Source organism: Mesorhizobium sp. M7A.F.Ca.CA.001.08.2.1 (assembly GCF_003998455.1).
Classification (GTDB): domain Bacteria; phylum Pseudomonadota; class Alphaproteobacteria; order Rhizobiales; family Rhizobiaceae; genus Mesorhizobium; species Mesorhizobium ciceri.
The window spans coordinates 1-15,702 of the sequence record NZ_RZPW01000044.1; the positions used below are offsets into that span (position 1 = coordinate 1).

Annotated in this window: 14 protein-coding genes and 1 pseudogene; 8 read left to right on the forward strand and 7 right to left on the reverse strand. The window is 63.8% G+C overall.

The window, feature by feature from the left end:
- From EN914_RS04815 to EN914_RS04835, 5 genes and pseudogenes are all read left to right on the forward strand, one after another.
- Positions 1-209 (forward strand): annotated as a pseudogene (locus tag EN914_RS04815) (gfo/Idh/MocA family oxidoreductase); the annotation flags it as partial.
- Positions 206-1,114 (forward strand): sugar phosphate isomerase/epimerase, encoded by a 909-nt coding sequence (locus EN914_RS04820; RefSeq protein WP_024501439.1) that lies wholly within the window; start codon positions 206-208, stop codon positions 1,112-1,114. The pseudogene EN914_RS04815 and the gene EN914_RS04820, both read left to right, overlap by 4 nt.
- Before the next feature lie 103 nt (positions 1,115-1,217).
- On the forward strand, positions 1,218-2,231 hold the full coding sequence (locus EN914_RS04825; RefSeq protein ID WP_013530992.1) for a substrate-binding domain-containing protein: 1,014 nt from the start codon (positions 1,218-1,220) through the stop codon (positions 2,229-2,231).
- Between the two features lie 89 nt (positions 2,232-2,320).
- On the forward strand, positions 2,321-3,118 hold the full coding sequence (locus EN914_RS04830) for an ATP-binding cassette domain-containing protein (protein ID WP_013530993.1): 798 nt from the start codon (positions 2,321-2,323) through the stop codon (positions 3,116-3,118).
- On the forward strand, positions 3,115-4,164 hold the full coding sequence (locus tag EN914_RS04835) for an ABC transporter permease (RefSeq protein ID WP_024501438.1): 1,050 nt from the start codon (positions 3,115-3,117) through the stop codon (positions 4,162-4,164). The genes EN914_RS04830 and EN914_RS04835 overlap by 4 nt, the downstream gene beginning before the upstream one ends.
- Positions 4,165-4,311: 147 nt before the next feature.
- On the opposite strand, the gene EN914_RS04840 is transcribed toward EN914_RS04835, so the two are convergent.
- Both EN914_RS04840 and EN914_RS04845 read right to left on the reverse strand, forming a co-directional pair.
- Positions 4,312-6,912, reverse strand: a complete 2,601-nt coding sequence (locus EN914_RS04840; protein ID WP_024501437.1) for an ATP-dependent helicase — start codon at positions 6,910-6,912, stop codon at positions 4,312-4,314.
- Between the two features lie 91 nt (positions 6,913-7,003).
- Positions 7,004-7,834: a DUF2059 domain-containing protein gene (locus EN914_RS04845; protein WP_024501436.1), complete on the reverse strand. Its 831-nt coding sequence runs from the start codon at positions 7,832-7,834 to the stop codon at positions 7,004-7,006.
- Positions 7,835-8,028: 194 nt separating this feature from the next.
- Between EN914_RS04845 and EN914_RS04850 the strand changes: the two genes are divergently transcribed.
- A complete protein-coding gene (locus tag EN914_RS04850) occupies positions 8,029-10,344 on the forward strand; it encodes a glucose/quinate/shikimate family membrane-bound PQQ-dependent dehydrogenase (RefSeq protein WP_024501435.1) in 2,316 nt (771 codons plus the stop codon).
- Between the two features lie 138 nt (positions 10,345-10,482).
- Here EN914_RS04850 and EN914_RS04855 read toward each other — a convergent pair whose 3' ends face one another.
- Entirely contained in the window at positions 10,483-10,917 is a 435-nt protein-coding gene (locus tag EN914_RS04855; protein WP_013530999.1) for a hypothetical protein, read from the reverse strand.
- A gap of 427 nt (positions 10,918-11,344) precedes the next feature.
- On the opposite strand from EN914_RS04855, the gene EN914_RS04865 reads away from it, so the two are divergent.
- A complete protein-coding gene (locus EN914_RS04865; RefSeq protein WP_024501434.1) occupies positions 11,345-12,232 on the forward strand; it encodes a dienelactone hydrolase family protein in 888 nt (295 codons plus the stop codon).
- Positions 12,233-12,241: 9 nt separating this feature from the next.
- Here EN914_RS04865 and EN914_RS04870 read toward each other — a convergent pair whose 3' ends face one another.
- The 3 genes from EN914_RS04870 to EN914_RS04880 form a co-directional block, all read right to left on the reverse strand.
- A complete protein-coding gene (locus EN914_RS04870; RefSeq protein WP_024501433.1) occupies positions 12,242-12,688 on the reverse strand; it encodes a response regulator in 447 nt (148 codons plus the stop codon).
- On the reverse strand, positions 12,685-13,833 hold the full coding sequence (locus tag EN914_RS04875; RefSeq protein WP_024501432.1) for a histidine kinase dimerization/phosphoacceptor domain -containing protein: 1,149 nt from the start codon (positions 13,831-13,833) through the stop codon (positions 12,685-12,687). Before EN914_RS04875 ends, EN914_RS04870 begins: the two co-directional genes overlap by 4 nt.
- A 106-nt stretch (positions 13,834-13,939) precedes the next feature.
- The gene (locus tag EN914_RS04880) at positions 13,940-14,848 is read right to left on the reverse strand and encodes a DMT family transporter (RefSeq protein WP_024501431.1); all 909 of its coding nucleotides are present in this window, start codon (positions 14,846-14,848) and stop codon (positions 13,940-13,942) included.
- Between the two features lie 89 nt (positions 14,849-14,937).
- Here EN914_RS04880 and EN914_RS04885 point away from each other — a divergent pair, with 89 nt between their 5' ends.
- A complete protein-coding gene (locus EN914_RS04885; protein ID WP_013531005.1) occupies positions 14,938-15,417 on the forward strand; it encodes an Lrp/AsnC family transcriptional regulator in 480 nt (159 codons plus the stop codon).
- A gap of 28 nt (positions 15,418-15,445) precedes the next feature.
- On the opposite strand, the gene EN914_RS04890 is transcribed toward EN914_RS04885, so the two are convergent.
- The gene (locus tag EN914_RS04890; RefSeq protein ID WP_013531006.1) at positions 15,446-15,643 is read right to left on the reverse strand and encodes a hypothetical protein; all 198 of its coding nucleotides are present in this window, start codon (positions 15,641-15,643) and stop codon (positions 15,446-15,448) included.
- Positions 15,644-15,702 lie beyond the last annotated feature (59 nt).

Below are 15,702 nucleotides of genomic sequence, written 5' to 3' on the forward strand. Positions count from 1 at the left end.
GGAGAATGCCGAGATGGCCGCCGCTCGATGCGTCCGATCGCGTCGGCGGCCATCTCGGCATTCTCCAGGATTTCATGCACGCCATCGAGACCGGCACCGAGCCGGAAACGCGCGGCGGCGACAACATCAAGAGCCTGGCCATGGTTTTTGGCGCCATCGAAAGCGCCGAGACCGGCCGCCGCGTGACAATCGCAGAGGAAGCACAATGACGCCGAACCCGCTTCTCGACATCCGGATCGGCACCATGGTGCGGGCCAATCTCGACGACCCGGCGGCTTACATCAAACAGATCCTGCCGCTCGGCTTCGAGAGCATCCAGCCCTTCTTCTGGCAGACGCTTTGCGGCAAGGATTTGCCGCGGCTGGCCGGCCTGATCCGCGAGGCGATCGGTGATGCCGACGTCACCGTGTCCTCGCTCGGCGTGTTCGGCAATCCGCTGGAAGACGGCGAGGTCGATCGCGGCGTGCTCAAGGCCTGGGAGACGGTCATCGACAATGCGCATCTGTTCGGCACCTCGATGGTCAGCGGCTTCACCGGCCGCCTGCGCGGCAAGAAGCTGACCGACAGCTTGCCGCGCTTCAAGGAGGTCTGGGGACCGCTGGCCAGACGCGCCGCCGACAAGGGCGTGCGCATCGCCTTCGAGAACTGCGCGATGGACGGCAACTGGGCCGCCGGGGACTGGAACATCGCCCACAATCCGGACGCCTGGGAGCTGATGTTCAACGAAGTGCCGGACGACAATCTCGGACTGGAATGGGAGCCCTGCCACCAGCTCATCTATCTGATCGATCCGATGCCGCAGATCCGCAAATGGGCGCCGCGCATCTTCCACGTCCACGGCAAGGACGCGACGGTGCGCTGGGATGTCATCCGCGAGCATGGCGTGTTCGGCCGGCTGCCCTTCGTGCAGATGCGAACGCCGGGCTTCGGCGACAGCGACTGGACTCGGGTGATCAGCGAATTGCGGCTGGCCGGCTACAAGGGGGCCATCGATATCGAAGGTTGGCACGACCCGGTCTATCGCGGCGACCTCGAGATCACCGGCCAGGTGCGGGCGCTGGAATATCTCAAACAATGCCGGGGAGGGGCCAGCTACCTGCCGAACCCGATGTGAGGATCGGCCGGCGGGAGGAGCCGGCCGGGATGTCTGCAACGCACATTGCCGAAGCGAATGTCGAAACCCCTCGCTTGCGAGGACAAAAAGGGAGGATAAGTGCATGAGCATGACGATGAGAAGGACAGTTCTGCGCTCGACCGTCGTGGCCGCCGCCACGGTGCTTGCCGCTGCGATCTCCACCTTGCCCGCGCAGGCGCTCGACGCCAAATGGTGCAAGGACGTCCACATCCGTTTCTTCGTCGGCGGCGCCGAGGGCGACGCTTTCGGCACCATCGTCTACAATGGCGCCAAGCAGGCAGAGGCCGATCTGGGGCCGAAGGTCGACTACATCTTCTCCCAGTGGGACATCGAAAAGATGGTGCAGCAACTGCGCGAGGCCGTCGCGGTCAAGCCCAACGGCATCGCCATGATGGGCCATCCGGGCGACGCATCAATCATGCCGCTCGCCGAACAGGCGCACAAGGATGGCATCAAGATGATGTACCAGAACGTGCCTGTGCCGAAGGTGGTGGAAGCGTTCGGCGGCGGCTATGTCGGCGCCCAGCAGGAACAGCAGGGCCGCGCGCTCGGCGCCGAGGCGTTCAAACTGGGCAAGCTGAAGGCCGGCGACAAGGCGATCATGATCGGTCCGTTCGAAAACGAAAGTCGCGGCGCGCGCGAACGTGGCACGGTGGCGGCGCTCAAGGAAGCCGGCGTCGAGGTCATCCAGTTGTCCTCACCGCCGAGCGGCGAATGGGCGTCCGATCCCAATCTGGCCATTCCGGTGATCACCGCGGCGCTGCTCAACAATCCCGACGTCAAGGCGGTCGGCTATCCCGGCGGGCAGATGCTCGGCAATGTCTCGACCTATATGCAGGCGGCCGGACGCAAGGCGGGCGAGATCTTCAATTTCGGCTTCGACACCAGCCCGCAGATCGTCGAGGGCTTCAAGGGTGGCTGGGTGCAATTGACCGCCGACCAGCAGCCGTTCCTGCAGGGCTATCTGCCGATCCTCAGCCTCTGCCAGCAGGTTGTGCTGGGGCTGGCGCCGATGAATGTCGACACCGGCGCCGGCTTCGTCACGCCCGAAAATTACGAGATCGTCGCCGAGCTCGCCAAGCAGGCGCTGCGCTGACCTCCCAAGCCGCCGGCCGGGATCTCAGGCCCCGGCCGGCGGGACCGCTGGCGACGACGCCGGCACGAGACAATGAAAGCGAGCATCCGATGGCCGAACGCCTCATCGAACTGCGCGACATCAGCAAGTCCTATGGCCAGGTCTATGCACTGGGCGGGGTCAATCTCAGCGTCGACCGCGGCGAGGTCGTCGGCCTGCTCGGCGACAATGGCGCCGGCAAGTCGACGCTGATCAAGATCCTCTCGGGCGTGGTCAAGCCGACCAGCGGCGAAATCCTCGTGCGTGGCAAGCCGGTGACCGGGTGGAGCGCGGCGCGTTCGCGCGAGGCCGGCATCGAGACGGTGTTCCAGGACCGGGCGCTGGCCGTGCAGCAGACCATCGTTCGCAACATCTTCATGGGCCGCGAGCTGACCGGCTTCATGGGCTTTCTCAGGGTCAACAAGGAGATCGAGGAGGCAAGCCGGCTGATGCGCGAGATCGGCTTCACCTCGAAAGTGTTCACGCCGCAGTCGATCGTCGGCCAGCTTTCGGGCGGCGAACGCCAGGGCGTGGCGATCGCCCGCGCCATCTACAAGCAGGCCGAGCTGATCGTCCTCGACGAACCGACGACGGCGCTGTCGCTGACCGAGACCGCCAAGGTATTCCATTTCGTGCGCCAGGTGCGGGCGAGCGGCCGCTCGATCCTGTTCATCGGCCACAACATCCATCATGTCTTCGACATCGCCGACCGCTTCGTGGTGCTGGACCGCGGCAAGGTTGCACTGACGACCGACCGCAGCGAGGTCAAGTCGGCCGAAGATCTCATCAACTTCATGGAAGAGGTCGCGCATCCCGGCGGATTGGCCGGGCTGCACGATGCCGGCGACGCGGAGCAGAGAGCACGATGAGCAAGACCATGGAGCCCGACCTGCACGAGCCGTCCGCCGGCATTCCACGCCCCAGTGCCCAGAAAGAGTGGAAACACCCATCCGATCACTGGATGCGCGGCTTCATCCTCGACAACCGTGCCGCGCTCGGCACGCTCGCCGTGTTCATCGTCATGATGACGGTGTTCCTGATCGCCAACCCGACCGTTTTCACCACCTGGTATCTCTACCGTTCGGTGCTGACGACGCTCCCCGTTGCGCTATTCGTGGTGGTGCCGCTGGTCTTCGTCGTCACCTGCGGCGAGATCGACCTGTCGTTTCCGGCAACGATGGGCTTCGCCTCATGGGTCTTCGCGCTGGTCGTGCAGGCCGGTTACGATCCGTTTCTCGGCATCGCCGCGGCACTCGTCACCGGCATGCTGCTCGGCTTCCTCGTAGGCTCGCTGGTCGTCTATGGCGGGCTGTCGTCGTTGATCGCCACGCTGGGCATGAATTTCCTGCTGCGCGGCCTGATCCAGATCATCAACGAGGGCAAGTCGATGGCGCTGACCAGCCTCAGCGACAGCTGGGCTTACACGATCTTCTCCAGCCAGCTCCTGGGCATTCCGGTGCAGATCTTCTGGGCCATCGGCTTCGTCGTGCTGTCGGCGATGCTCTACAACCGGCACCGCTTCGGCGCCCAGGTGAGGGTGGTCGGCGACAATCCAGACAGCGCCCAGCAGATGGGCATCGACGTCAAGCGTGTGCGGGTGAAAGTCTTCGTCTTCGTCGGCATCGGCGCGGCCATCGCCGGCACCTTCTCGGTGATGATCAACTTCACCTGGTGGCCGACCGCCGGCGACGGCTATCTCCTGCCGGTGCTGGCCTCGGTGTTCGTCGGCGGCACGCCGACCTGGGGCGGCATCGGCACCGTCGTTGGTGGCGCTATCGGCGCCGTCACCGTGTCGTTCATCCAGACCGGTGTCGTGGCGGCAGGATTGAGCGGCTTTTATGTTCAGTTCTTCAACGGCCTGATCATCATCCTGTCGCTGCTGGGGCATAAGTGGAACCAGGCGCGGTATAGGTGAGGGGCTGTTTCGTTGGCGGACCGCATGCCTTGACGATTGGCGTAGACATCAATCACTTCGTCATCCACGGGTCTGCGCCGCGTCGCTACCCTCCTTGCTTCGCCCGTGGATGACGAAGGTGAGGCTTCCGCGGGGAAAACGCCATCTTCACACCGCGGCGACAAACCCGTCCAGCACGCGTTTCTGGCCGGCTTTGTCGAAGTCGATGGTCAGCTTGTTGCCTTCGATGGCCGAGATGTTGCCGTTGCCGAATTTCTGGTGGAAGACACGGTCGCCGACGTTGAAGGCGGACGGCTTGTCGGAGACGGATTTGGCGACCAGTTCGCCGTCGATGGTGCGGCCCTTGACCGAGGTGCGGCCGGCGCCGTAGCCGCTGTCCGTCTCGCCGTAGCCGATGCGCTCGACCTGGTGGCCGGAGCGCGAGCCCCAGTTGCGGTCGGTCGCCTCGGTGCGGTTGGCCTGCGCGCGCTGCCAGCCCGGCGTCGCATAGGTGTTGGAGAAGGCGCCGGATTTTTCGCTGTCGGCGCCGACATTGTCGAAGCGCGAGGCGCCATAGGGGTTCTGCCGTCCTGCGCCCTGGCCGCCGCGGCCGGAGGCAAAGGAACCGCCGCCATAGGAATTGCCGTAGCCGCCGTAGGAGTTGCCGCTTTCAGCGACCTCGACATGGGCGTTCGGCAATTCCTCGAGGAAACGCGACGGGATCGTCGACTGCCATAGGCCATGGATCTGGCGGTTGGAGACAAACCAGATATGCAGGTTCTTCTTGGCCCGCGTCAGGCCGACATAGGCGAGGCGGCGCTCTTCCTCCAGCCCGGAGCGGCCGCCTTCGTCGAGCGCGCGCTGATGCGGGAACAGGCCTTCCTCCCAGCCGGGCAGGAACACGGTCTCGAATTCGAGGCCCTTGGCCGAATGCAGCGTCATGATCGAGACGGCGTCGAGCCCGGCATTCTGTTCGGCGTCCATGACCAGCGCGACGTGCTCGAGGAAGGAGCGCAGCGATTCGTACTCCTCCATCGAGCGGATCAGCTCTTTCAGGTTCTCCAGCCGGCCGGGGGCTTCCACCGAGCGGTCGTTCTTCCACATGTCCGTGTAGCCGCTCTCTTCGAGAATGGTCTCGGCGAGTTCGGTGTGCGGCGTGGTTTCCAGCGCCTTCTGCCAGCGCTCGAAATTGGCCGCCACTTCGCGCAAGGCGGCGCGCGGCTTCGGCTTCAACTCGTCGCTTTCGGCGAGCTTGGCGGCGGCCTCCAGCATAGGGATGCGCAGCGCACGGGCGGTGTCGTGGATCTGGCGGATGGTGGCTTCGCCCAAGCCGCGCTTGGGCACATTGACGATGCGTTCGAAAGCGAGGTCGTCGGCGCCTTGCGCGACGACACGGAAGAAAGCCATGGCATCGCGGATTTCCAGGCGCTCGTAGAAGCGCGGGCCACCGATGACGCGGTAGTTCAGGCCGAGTGTGATGAAGCGATCCTCGAAGGCCCGCATCTGGAAGGATGCACGGACAAGAATAGCCATGTCGTTGAGATTGTGCTTCTGGCGCTGATAGGCCTCGATGGTCTCACCGATGGCGCGGGCTTCTTCTTCGGAATCCCAGGCGGCGTGGACATTGACCTTGCCATCCTCGGGATCGTTGCGATCCGTGAACAGCGTCTTGCCGAAGCGGCCCTCATTGTGGGCGATGAGGTGGGAGGCGGCACCAAGGATGTGCGCGGTCGAGCGGTAGTTGCGCTCCAGCCGGATGATGGTGGCGCCGGGGAAATCCTTGTCGAAACGCAGGATGTTGTCGACCTCGGCGCCGCGCCAGCCATAGATGGATTGGTCGTCATCGCCGACGCAGCAGATGTTTACGGTGGCGCGGGTTTCGGCCGAAGAGCGCCCAATCTCCCCCTCAAGGGGGGAGATCGGCTTGCCTTGAGGCCTTTGCGCCAACAGCCGCAGCCACATGTACTGCGCGGTGTTGGTGTCCTGGTACTCGTCGACGAGGATGTACTTGAAGCGCTTATGGTATTCCTTCAGCACGTCCGGATTGGCGCGGAAGATGCGGATCGGGTGGCACAGAAGGTCGCCGAAATCGCAGGCGTTCAGCGTCTTCAGTCGCTCCTGATAGGCCTTGTAGAGTTCGCGGCCCTTGCCGTTGGCGAAGGCGCGCGCGTCGCCCTCGGCAATGTCGGCGGGGCCTTGCCCCTTGTTCTTCCAGCCGTCGATCATCTGGGCGAACTGCTTGGCCGGCCAGCGCTTGTCGTCCAGACCTTCGGCCTGGATCAGCTGCTTGATCAGCCGCACGACGTCGTCGGTGTCGAGGATGGTGAAGTCGGAGCGCAAACCGGCGAGTTCGGCATGTCTGCGAAGCAGCTTCACTCCAATCGAGTGGAAGGTGCCGAGCCATGGCATGCCCTCGACATTGCCTTCGCCGATCAGGACGCCGATGCGGATCTTCATCTCGCGCGCGGCCTTGTTGGTGAAGGTCACCGCGAGGATCTGCGACGGGAACGCCTTGCCGGTGGCGAGGATGTGGGCGATGCGGGTGGTGAGCACGCGGGTCTTGCCGGTGCCGGCGCCGGCCAGCACCAGAACCGGGCCCTCCGTTGTTTCAACAGCTAGCCGCTGCTCCGGGTTGAGGCCCTTCAGATAGTCGGGTGCGTTGTTGTGTCCGCTGCGGGCAGCCATGGCGCGCGCGGCGATACCCGACGGGGCCGAGGGCCGCGCATTGGGTTCGTCGAAAAAGGGCATGTCTTCGGAAAAGCCGGACATCGCCCCCGAATGTAGTGATTCGGTGGGGAAAGACCAGAACTGTCTACGTTTTGTTCCGCTAAAGTGCTGGCGGCAAGGATGTATGGGCTGTTCAGGCCTTGCGGTAGCCGAGAGCGACGAAAAATCGCTGCCCTAACGAACGCGCCTCATCGGTCATCACGGCGCCGAGTGCCGTCTGCATCCGGTCGTAGTAATGGCTGCCCGCAGGGGACGCGAGAAATGCCGCGTAAAGCCTGAGATCGTCGAGCGACAAGTCACGATAGGCGAAAGCATTTCCTTCCATGATCCCCTTTTCGGCTTTTTCACGAAGGTTGCCGGCCTGCTTGTGCACCAGCACCATTATCTGCTGATCCGATAAAGGCTGCCCGGCTGCCGCGAGCATTCCCGAAACCATCGCATAGCCCATGTTCAATGCGATCGCTTCAGCCATGTCCACGGCGCTGGTATCGTCGACGATTTTCCGGTACAACGCGAGCCGTGTCGGATCTCCCGCCTGAAGTCCTCCAAGGATTTTCGGACCTTCGATCTTCTTGCGCCCCACGGCTTGCGGATCGGACGCTTGGATCTCCAGGGCTGTGACCCGCCTGCCCAATGGTGAATCGAAGAAAGCAGCCAGATCGGTGAGATCGACGGGCTGCAACCGGCCCCTCATCCGCGCCTCTACGGCTTTCTCCATCCTGTCAGCGTCAAAAGCGCCTTCAGCGGCGGCGGACAAGGCTTCCTTGACTTTTTCCGGCCCCGGCACGGATTTGATGCCGGCGACTATGCTTGGGCCGAGGCCGGCCAGCATCTCGTGGAAGCCGCTTGCCTTGTTGATCTCCTCGAGCGTTTGTGCCGACGCCGGTTGACTGCCAGCCATAAGCACGACGAAGCCGAACAGCGCGCCGGCAATGCGCATCCATGGCGGAAAGACGAAGGGCATGACTCGGTCTACTCCACGGTGATGCTGCGACGGAGACTGCTCGATAACCCGACCGCAGGCAAGATGAATTGCCACCTTGGCGTGTGGGCCAGCTTGACAGGCGGGGCGGGCAGGAGAAAGCTGTGCGCAGGGCAGGAACGGGACATCGGGCTGTCCTTGGCGTGGCAAAGCGCAACAGTCGAAGGAGTATCATCTTGGCTGTCACCATCACCTCCCTCATTCTTTTCCTCATCGGCCTGGCACTCGGCGGCGGCGGCATCCGCCTGGCGATGCTGGGCGGCAGCTGGTACTATGTCGTTGCTGGCCTTGCCTTCCTGATCGCCGCCTGGCTGCTCTACCGGCGCCGGTCCACCGCGCTGTGGCTCTACGCGGCGATCGTGCTCGGCACACTGGCCTGGGCGGTCTGGGAAACCGGCTTCGACTGGTGGGAACTCGGGCCTCGCGGCGGCGTCATCGTGCTTCTCGCTTTGTGGCTGCTGACGCCGTGGGCGAGACGGGGTCTTGTCGGCCCTGACGCACGCGCGCCGCTGATCCTTGCCGTGCTGGCATCACTGGCCGTCGCCGGTTATTCGATGACTTCAGATCCGAAGGACATTGCCGGCGAACTCGGCACCGACAAGGTGGTCGCCAACGCCAATCTCGGCAATGATGTGCCGGCCGGCGAGTGGCATTATTACGGCCGCACGCAGTTCGGCCAGCGCTACTCGCCGCTCGACCAGATCACATCGGACAATGTCGCCAAGCTGCAGCCTGCCTGGACCTACCAGACCGGCGACGTGAAGGGACCGGACGATGTCGGCGAGACCACCTATCAGGTGACGCCGCTGAAGATCGGCGACACGCTCTACATCTGCACGCCGCATAATTTCGCCATCGCCATCGATGCCGCGAGCGGCAAGGAGAAATGGCGCTTCGATCCCAAGGTCAAGCTTGACAAGGACCGCCAGCACCAGACCTGCCGCGGTGTGGCCTATTACGCCGATGCCGCCGGCGCCGCCGGGCAGCCCTGTGCGACCCGCGTCTACCTGCCGACCTCGGACGCGCGGCTGATCGCGCTCGACGCCGCCAACGGGCAGGTCTGTCCGGCTTTCGCCGAGGGCGGCACGCTGAACCTTCTGACCAACATGCCCTATCCGAAGTCGGGCTATTATTACTCGACCTCGGCACCGCTGATCTCAGGCGGCAAGATCATTGTCGGCGGCGCGGTCAACGACAATTATTCGACACAGGAGCCGTCCGGCGTCATCCGCGCCTACGACGCTGCCACCGGCGCGATGGTGTGGAACTGGGATTCCGGCAATCCGGACCAGACGATGCCGTTGCCGGCCGGCCAGACCTATACCGCCAACTCGCCCAACATGTGGTCGACGCCGAGCGCCGACGAGAAGCTCGGCCTGCTCTACGTGCCGCTCGGCAACCAGACGCCGGATCAGCTCGGCGCCGGGCGCAGTGCCAATGTCGAGAAGTTCTCGTCGTCGATCACCGCGCTCGACCTCAACACCGGACAGGTGCGATGGGTGCGGCAGACCGTGCACCACGATCTCTGGGACATGGACGTACCGGCGCAGCCGAGCCTGATCGACATCACCAAACCCGACGGCACGGTGGTGCCGGCGCTGGTCGGACCGACCAAGCAGGGCGATCTGTATGTGCTCGACCGCCGCACCGGTGAGCCGGTCATCGCGGTCAACGAAGTGCCGGCGCCCGGCGGCGCGATCGAAGGCGACCACACATCGCCGACGCAGCCGGTCTCCGACCTCACCTTCATGCCGAAGCCGCTGACCGGCGCCGACATGTGGGGCCTCACCATGTTCGACCAGTTGGCCTGCCGGATCGAATTCCAGGGCCTGCGCTATGAGGGTCGCTATACGCCGCCTTCCGTCCAGGGCTCGCTGATCTACCCCGGCAATTTCGGCACCTTCAACTGGGGTGGCGTCGCCGTCGACCCGGTCCGGCAGGTGCTGTTCGGCATGCCGACCTATCTGGCGTTCAAGTCGCAGTTGATCCCGCGCGATCAGGTGCCGCCGCCGGACGAAGGGCGGGGCAGCGAACAGGGGCTGAACCGCAACGAGGGCGCGCCCTATGCGGTGGTGATGGGACCGTTCCTGTCGCCGCTCGGCATTCCTTGCCAGGCGCCGCCCTGGGGCTATGTCGCCGGTGCCGATCTCAGGACCGGCAAGATCGCCTACAAGCACCGCAACGGCACCGTCTACGACATGACGCCGCTGCCGCTGCCGCTGAAGGTCGGCGTGCCGGGCATCGGCGGGCCGATGATCACCGCCGGCGGCGTCGCCTTCCTGGGGGCCGCAGTCGACGACTACCTGCGCGCCTACGACCTGACATCGGGCAAGCAGCTGTGGCAGGCGCGGCTGCCGGCCGGCGGGCAATCGACGCCGATGACCTATACGGTCGCCGACGGCCGCCAGTTCGTGGTCATCGTCGCCGGCGGCCACGGTTCGGTCGGCACCAAGCCTGGTGACTATGTGATGGCCTACGCGCTGCCGAAGTAGGGGCGACAGGGTAACGCGATCTTTCAGAGGTCGCGCCGCCCCTCATCTGTGCCGGTATCTTTTCCCCACATAGTGACGGGGAAAAGTGCCCGACTGGGCGATGAGGGGCGGGAAATCTTCCGATCGGCCCGTTGTCGATCAGCCAATCCCCAAATGACCCTTCAGGCTGGGCACCGAGCCGAGCACCTTGTTGGTCAGGTCGGGGCCGGCGGCGGCTTCGGCCTGCTGGATCAGCGTCGCGCCGGCCTTCTGGATCTGCGCCATGTCGAGCCCGGATGCCTTGAGCGCGGCGATGCCGTTGATCAGCGCGCCGGCCTTCTCGCCAAGAACGCCGCCGAGCGCGCCCTGCAACGACGACAGAAAACCGCCACCGCCGGCCGGAGCGGCGGCCATGACGTCATATTGATGGGCGAGGTCGTCGGCGCCGGGGATTTTGGCGAAGAACGCCGAGGCGCTGGTGCCTTCCGCCTCGTGTTCGAGCACCGAGAAAATGGTGCCGACGACTTTCTCCGTCGTCGCCTGGTCGAGGCCCGCCTTCTGCGAAACGGTGTTGACGATGTCCTGGACGTTCATGGCGTCACCTCAACCCTGGGTTTTCGTGTTGCGGTTCCGCTCAGTGCGGACCCTGATCAACGATAGTCTGCCTGCATTCACAACTATCGAGCGTAGGGCCAAAGCGGCGGCCCCCGCAAGGACGACCGCGCTGGCGAGGATCGGGGAAGGCATGGTCATGGTCTGGCTTCCTTCTGGGTCTGAGGCACGCGGTCAAGATACCGTAGATAGCCACCTTCCTTCACGATTGTGGCAGCGCCAGCAGGATTTATCGCCAATGACTAAAAAGTGATGACACGGCCGCGCATGGGCACCGGCTTTGCTGCCCGGACGTGGCCGGCGGCATACGCCTGAGGCGATCGACGGCAGCGATGAGTGCTCGACTGGATGATGCCGGCTTGGTCCCTATGTAGCTGGGAATTGAAGCCCGAAGCAGAGGAGCCCATCCATGACGAGACCCGACGCCAAGCCCACCATCACCCAGGCGATGATCGACGCCTATGACGAGTACACGCATCTGACGCTCGATCGCCGCCGGTTCATGGAGCAGTTGACCCGGCTTGCCGGATCAGGTGCGGCGGCGGCGGCGATCGCGCCGCTTCTGGCGGCCAATTCGGCGCAAGCAGGAATCGTCGCCGACAACGATCCGCGCGTGAAGGGCGAGGACATCAGCTACCCCGGCGGCAGCGGCGAGATGAAGGGCTATCTGGTCAAGCCGGCGAACCAGACGGGCAAGCTCGGTACCGTCATCGTCGTGCATGAGAACAGGGGGCTCAACCCGCATATCCGCGATGTGGCGCGGCGCGTGGCGCTGGAAGGCTTCGTGGCGCTGGCGCCGGATTTTCTGTCGCCGCTCGGCGGCACGCCGACCGACGAAGACAGGGCGCGCGACATGTTCGGCAAGCTCGATCCGGCGCAGACCATCGCTGACGGTGTTGCGACCGTCTCTTTCCTCAAGAGCGACAAGGACGGCAACGGCAAGGTCGGCGCTATCGGCTTCTGCTGGGGCGGTGGCATGGTCAACATGCTGGCCGTCAACGCGCCCGATCTCAGTGCCGGCGTTGCCTATTACGGCATGCAGCCGAAGGCCGCCGATATATCCAAGATCAAGGCGGCCTTGCTGCTGCACTATGGCGGACTCGACGAGCGCATCAATGCCGGCATCGACGCCTTCAAGAAGGAACTCGACGCGGCGCATGTCGACTACACGGTCTATGTTTATGAAGGCGCCAACCACGCCTTCAACAACGATACGTCGGCGGCGCGCTACGACAAGAAGGCGGCTGACCTCGCCTGGGGCAGAACGATCGCCTTCCTTCGGGAAAAACTGAAATGACTTCAGCTGTCATGCCGCCGGCGCCCAGGCGGTTTCGAAGGCCGGCGACAGGGTGAAGCCGGCCGGCCGCGCCGAAACGGGGGGCGGGCGGCGCACGCCTTCCTGCAGGTACCGCAACGCCGACGTCAGCCCGTTCATCGTGTAAGGCTTGGCTATGACGCCGATCGCGCCGGCGAAATGATCGGGGATGCGCTTCGGATTGGCGGTCATGAACACCACCGTCGAACTCTTCCTTTCGCCTATGTACTTGGCCACGTCGATGCCGGACGGCCCGTCACTCAGATGGATGTCGACGAAGACGATGTCGGCTTCGGTCGCATCCGCCATGGCCATGGCTTCCGTCGAAGAGGTCGCCCAGCCGACGACGCTGTGGCCGGCGTCCTCGACAAGGCTCTCCAGCTCCATTGCCAGCAGCGCTTCGTCCTCGATGATCAGGACCTTGAGCGGCTCAATCATGACACATTCCCTTTTTCCTGAGGTTCGTTCGGGATCGAGATAACGACCTTCGTGCCGGGGCCGGTGTCGCGCCATTCGATCTCGGCATGCAACTGGCGGGCGAGCGATTTGATCAGCCGCATGCCGAACGAGGCATCGCCGTTGGCGTCGGCCATGCCGACGCCGTCGTCCGACACCTCGATATTCAAATGGCCGTCGGGCTGGCTCATTTTGATGCCCAGGCGGCCGGCCGACATTCCGTCGGGCTTGGACTTGAAGGCATGCTTGAGAGCATTGGTGACGAGTTCGTTGACCATCAGAGCGACGGGCGTTGCCTTTTCCGCGGAAATGACGATCGGTTCCAGGTCGAGAGCCGGACTGATCTCAGAGCGCCCCGACGCCGTCAGCAGGTCTGTCACCAGATCCTTGGCGAAATCCGCCACATCGAACTTGCTGACGTCCTTCGACTGATAAAGCCGCCGATGCACGGTGCTCAGGGCTTCGATGCGCTCCAGCATGGTGGTCAACGAACGCCTGATCGCTTCGTCCCGTATGGTCCGCCGCTGCATAATGATGAGGGAAGAGATCATCTGCAGGTTGTTTTTCACCCGGTGATCCACCTCATGCAGCAAGGTGGTCTGCGCCTCGAGGGCGGCTTCCAGTTCCGCGGTGCGTTCCTTCACCGCCTTTTCGAAGCGGTCCTTGTCCGCGTTAATGCGACTCTCCGATTGTTTGCGATCCGAGACGTCGAGCTGCGATGCGAAAAAGAACTGCAAATCGCCTTTGTCGTTCGAAACGGGGCTGATGTAGAGCGCGTTCCAGAAGGTCGAGCCGTCCTTGCGGTAGTTCAGGATATCGACGCTGACATCGGTTTCATCCTCGATCGCCGCGCGTATCTGTTCGACAGCGGCCTTGTCGGTCTTCGGTCCCTGCAGGAAGCGGCAGTTCCTGCCCAGAACCTCATGACGCTCATATCCGGTCAGTCGCAGGAAAGCGTCATTGGCGAACACGATAGGATTGTCCTGCTGTCGGGGATCGGTAATGATCATCGACATGCGGGTGGCGCGGATAGCCGCCGCGAACGGATCGCCCTTGCCGTGCTCGACATGCAGATCGTCCGTCATGTGCCATGCGTCGGCAGGCTCCCTGGTCCGTTTCCATTCCATTCTGTCACTCCAAGCCATTTTCGCGGGTGACAACGGATCAGACGCCGATTTGGTTCAATCTTGAGCCTTCCTGTCGCAGTTCGTACCTAGAATCAGGCCTCCGGAGTTAGCCGGCCGATGCCGGCTTGTGGAAGGCGACGCCGGCGACCACCAGCGCAATGCCGAGGCAATCGATAAAACTCGGAATCTGGCGCAGCACGACGACGCCGATCAGCGTCGCGGTGACCGGCAGCAGCGACAGCATCAGCGCGAAGCTCGCGCGTGGCAGCCGCGACATGGCGAGCTGGTCGCAGATGTAAGGAATGACCGACGAGCAGATGCCGACGCCGATGGCGGCGAGCAGCAGCGGCAGTGAGAAAAAGGCCGGCAGCGCATCGGTGAAGCCGATCGGCAGCACGACGATGAAGGCGATCGCCATGGCAGCACCCAGGCCGGCGATGCCGCTGCCGGCGCCTGAAGCGGCGACGCGATGGCCGAGTACGATGTAACCGACAAACAGCGCCCCGTTGAGGATGGCCCAGAACAGCCCGATGGGATCGTCGGACCATCTGACATCGATGAGCAGCAAGGTGCCGGCGACGGCGATGGCAAGGGCGGCGAGATTGCGCGTGCTCCTGAGGCCGATCGCCGCGACGCCGATGATGCCGACGAATTCGATCGCCGCCACCAGCGAGATCGGCAGTCGGTCGAGCGCCAGGTAGAACGAACAGTTCATCACCGCCAGACAGGCGCCGAAGGCCAGCAACAGCAGCCGCGTCGTGCGATCGGCGCGTGCGAAGCTTCGCCATGGACGGGTCAGGGGTGCGAAGATGAGTGCTGCCGTGGCGATGCGCAGCCACGCCATGCCGAGCACGCCGACATGCGGGAAAAGCAGCACGGCGAAGGCCGGCCCGAGATAGTGGAAGACGGCGCTGACGCCGAACCAGACATGCGGCGGCAGTTTTTCCGTCAGCTTGCCCAGCGTGAAGTTGCCCGGGGCAGGGGTCGCCGCGAGAGCTTGCGTTTGATCATCCATCGGATCAGTATCGCAGGCAGATTTGCCTATTTATATAGATGATGATTAGCTCTTTCGGCTATCTTTCTCCCGGAATAAAGGAGTTTTCCATGAAGCGCCTTCGAACTGAAAGCGCCGATCTCGATGCCGCCGACATGAAGATCCTGCGCCTGCTGGAAAAGGACGCGCGCACCAGCACGGCGGAGCTGGCACGCTCGGTGGGCCTGTCGGCACCGAGTGTGGCTGAGCGCATCAAGCGGCTGCAGGAAAGCGGCGTCATCGAGGCCTATTCGGTCAGGATCAACCCGACGGCACTCGGCCTGCCGCTGTCGGCATGGCTGCGCATCCGGCCAGTGCCGGGGCAGTTGGCCGTCGTGGCCGAGATCATCCGCGAACTGCCGGAGATCGTGCAATGCGACCGCGTAACCGGAGAGGATTGTTTCATCGCGCTGGCGCATGTCGGGTCGGTGGTCGACCTCGAGCGGGTGATCGACCGCATCATTCCCTACGCGATGACCAACACGGCTATCATCCAGTCCTCGCCGGTGGTGGCGCGTTCGGCCCTGGCGGCGTTGAGGCGCCAGGCTTGACTTGCGGGGATTGTTCCGTTCGAGGACCTTATGCGTGGCCGCGCTTCATGCGCGCCTGTTTCAGGATGGCGCGCCAGCGGATCATGTCGAACGGGATCGGCTCGTTGTTGTTGGCGATGTGGAAGATCTCATTGTTGACGTTCTTGAGCGAGCGCCAGAAATCGTAGTCGGTGATGCGCGGATCGGCAGCCAACCTGTCCACCTCGACCTTGATGTCGGTTTTCATGCACTTTCCTCGAACCGGCGCCGCGCCGCCCGTGTCGCTACCTCGATGCAGATCGTTTT

Bases quoted from the DNA above. Each gene is read 5' to 3' on its own strand.
- EN914_RS04830 (WP_013530993.1), top strand. From the start codon at position 2,321: ATGGCCGAACGCCTCATCGAACTGCGCGACATCAGCAAGTCCTATGGC.
- EN914_RS04880 (WP_024501431.1), bottom strand. From the start codon at position 14,848: ATGGATGATCAAACGCAAGCTCTCGCGGCGACCCCTGCCCCGGGCAAC.
- EN914_RS04835 (WP_024501438.1), top strand. From the start codon at position 3,115: ATGAGCAAGACCATGGAGCCCGACCTGCACGAGCCGTCCGCCGGCATT.
- EN914_RS04820 (WP_024501439.1), top strand. From the start codon at position 206: ATGACGCCGAACCCGCTTCTCGACATCCGGATCGGCACCATGGTGCGG.
- EN914_RS04885 (WP_013531005.1), top strand. From the start codon at position 14,938: ATGAAGCGCCTTCGAACTGAAAGCGCCGATCTCGATGCCGCCGACATG.
- EN914_RS04825 (WP_013530992.1), top strand. From the start codon at position 1,218: ATGAGCATGACGATGAGAAGGACAGTTCTGCGCTCGACCGTCGTGGCC.
- EN914_RS04840 (WP_024501437.1), bottom strand. From the start codon at position 6,912: ATGTCCGGCTTTTCCGAAGACATGCCCTTTTTCGACGAACCCAATGCG.
- EN914_RS04875 (WP_024501432.1), bottom strand. From the start codon at position 13,833: ATGGAATGGAAACGGACCAGGGAGCCTGCCGACGCATGGCACATGACG.
- EN914_RS04890 (WP_013531006.1), bottom strand. From the start codon at position 15,643: ATGAAAACCGACATCAAGGTCGAGGTGGACAGGTTGGCTGCCGATCCG.
- EN914_RS04865 (WP_024501434.1), top strand. From the start codon at position 11,345: ATGACGAGACCCGACGCCAAGCCCACCATCACCCAGGCGATGATCGAC.
- EN914_RS04845 (WP_024501436.1), bottom strand. From the start codon at position 7,834: ATGCCCTTCGTCTTTCCGCCATGGATGCGCATTGCCGGCGCGCTGTTC.
- EN914_RS04870 (WP_024501433.1), bottom strand. From the start codon at position 12,688: ATGATTGAGCCGCTCAAGGTCCTGATCATCGAGGACGAAGCGCTGCTG.
- EN914_RS04855 (WP_013530999.1), bottom strand. From the start codon at position 10,917: ATGAACGTCCAGGACATCGTCAACACCGTTTCGCAGAAGGCGGGCCTC.